This window comes from Bacteroides timonensis, from assembly GCF_000513195.1.
GTDB lineage: Bacteria > Bacteroidota > Bacteroidia > Bacteroidales > Bacteroidaceae > Bacteroides > Bacteroides timonensis.
The window spans coordinates 1-2,542 of the sequence record NZ_CBVI010000132.1 but is presented as its reverse complement, the minus strand read 5'-3'; the positions used below and the strand labels follow the sequence as shown (position 1 = coordinate 2,542).

General features: G+C 51.5%; 2 protein-coding genes. Both read right to left on the bottom strand.

Annotated features, from left to right (window positions below):
- Positions 1–104 precede the first annotated feature (104 nt).
- Entirely contained in the window at positions 105–689 is a 585-nt protein-coding gene (locus BN161_RS23320) for an N-acetylmuramoyl-L-alanine amidase (RefSeq protein ID WP_044270747.1), read from the bottom strand.
- A gap of 90 nt (positions 690–779) precedes the next feature.
- Entirely contained in the window at positions 780–2,360 is a 1,581-nt protein-coding gene (locus BN161_RS23315) for a fimbrillin family protein (RefSeq protein ID WP_044270745.1), read from the bottom strand.
- Positions 2,361–2,542: the final 182 nt, after the last annotated feature.

The following is a 2,542-nucleotide window of genomic DNA, read 5'->3' as shown; positions in this document are numbered from 1 at the left end:
ACCGTTGCCCACAAAGCCCACTTCCGCCAGTCCTTCGGGCTGGTGGTGCAGCCGGGAGAGGTATTCGTCCAGCCGCTCGGCGTAGTATGTCAGAATTTTCTTTATCATGTCGTTTTCAGATAGTTTATGATACCTTCCACCATGATGTCCGTCACGCACTGCTTCCCGTCTTCGGAGAGCAGGAAATCCACATCTCTCCGGTTGTCCTGGAAGAAGTTCTCCACCAGCACGGCAGGGCAGTTGGTCTTGCAGCAGATGTAGAGGTCGGCAGTCCAGTAAAGTACCTGACGGGAGGGTTGGCGTACCTTGACTTTTTTGCTGAGTGCCTCTTGTGCCAGTGCCCGGGCAAGCTGCTTGCTTGTCGGCGAGGCATTGCCGCCTACAAACACGCTCCAGCCGCTTGCGGGCATCCATTCCGCTCCGCTGCCCATGGCGTTGCAGTGGATGGAGACGAGTATGGCTTGCTCCTTGGCTTCGGCGTATGCCCGGTTTGCCCGGTCCACACGCTCTGCCGGCGGCACGTCTGTTTCTTCGGGCACGATGCGGACGGCATCGATGCCCGCTTGTTGCAACTTGCTTGCTACCCGGATAGCTATCTCGCGGGTGTAAGCGTATTCCCTCAGTCGTCCGTCGGGGGAACGCTTGCCCGGAGTTTCCGCTCCGTGGCCGTTGTCTAATAATACTTTCATTGCGTCTCTGTTTATTCGTTTATATAATTCAAATTATTCTTTCTCTTTTGCCGGATTGAAAATCTTGATGCAGTAGAACGGCGTCTTTGTTTATTCTCTTGTCACCGTACATTCAGCACCAATGGTAACCCCTCCGCATTTGCCGCTGTAGTTGTTCCAGCCAATGGAATTGGCAGGATTTTGCGAACCTTTTTCTCCTTTCTTGGCATAAACTACCGTGCTTGCACCCGATATGGTGATATTGCCGCAATCTGCACCGTCACCATTACCGATGCCGGGTGATTGCAATCCTCCGTATGCCCTGATGTTACCACCTTTAATGATAATATCACCACAACTACCGCTATTACTTCCACCGATACCGGCAGAATAGGCTCCTCCACGCGCTTCAATAGTGCCTCCATTGATAGTAATGACTCCACATGTCCTAATCTGTCCTGCGCTGCCGATACCTGCACCGCTACCAGTACTTTTTGCCGTTATTGTCCCGCTATTAATGGTTATATTGGAATTATTAGTAGCTCCTATACCGACACTGGCTGATTGATCACCAGATCCAGTTGCCACAAGTTTTCCGTCCCCTTTGATAACAAGAGTTTTACCTCCAGTAACAAGAATACCTTGTGCACGTCCATGACCTGATACGGAATTCTCCTCATTTAAGATGATAGTTGCATTGCCGTTACATGTAATAGCTGCGCCATCAGTCTGTGGTTGAAGCGTAACATTCTCCAATATCAACTTGGCTCCGTCTTCCACTGTTAGTTTTAAGTCTTTGGCCTGTCCATTCCCTTTCAGATGCACGTTACCACTAACGGTATAACTGGTCTCGCTGATATCCGAGATGTTAACTTCCGTTACCGGAAGACCTACCGTCACAGTAATCTCATGTAGCTTCGCCGCTACGGTAGTGACTGTTGTGGTGAGCGTACCTTCTATTGCATTGTTGATTTTGAATTTTGTTATCTCGTAGCCCGGCACTACATTGGCTTCGTAGTATGTCGTGCCGTTGTAGGTTACCTCTTTCATCTTAATCCAGCCTTCTGTTGCGCCGTTGCTTACAGTGCCTTTGCTGTTGGTGCAGGAGGTGTATGTGTAGAGATGCACCCCGGTAACGCCCGTTGCCTTATCGCCTTCGAGCTTCACGCGCACTTTGGCAAGGGCATGGGTGAAAGTCAGGCTCACCGCGTTTTGATAGTTACCGCTGCCCGTACCTGCCAGCACGTAGGCAAGGCTGCTGCTCTGGTCGGAGAGGCTTACTGTTGCGTCAGTGGGATACCATGCCGTGACGGTTTGCGACGGTGTCGTGCTCTTCCAATAGAGAGGGGTGGTGGGAGTCAACCCCGTGACGTTTCCGCTTACGTCCACGTTTACGGTATATACGCCCGTCTCTGTGTTGTCGGTGCCTATCTTTACACCTATTTGGTCGCCATTCGTCCAATGGCTGCTGTTGCCGTCGGTCGCATTCTCCGCCACCCGTGTCTGCGGAGCGTTGGCACTCCACGGTTGCGAATCGCTCTCCACGCTCATCGTGACGGAGGAAATCTGCAACGGGTATCTGCCTTCGGGCAGCGGTTCGCCTTGGCTGCCGGAGAAGTCGTTCTGCGAGCAGGCGGCTGCCAGCAGCAGCGCTGCCCCGAAAATCATTGTTTTCAAGAAACTCTTATTCATATCCTTGTTCTTTTTTCAGTTCTTATTTTGTTTCTTCGTCCCATCTTGTTCAAGCTGGGAGTGCCACACTTGCTTACGGTCGTTCGTCTTCTTAATCGCCGCTCCGTTCAATCGGGTATGTTATCCGATTGTCTGTAAGGCGGATTGAAAATCCTGATGCTCATGACCGGCGGACTGTAAAT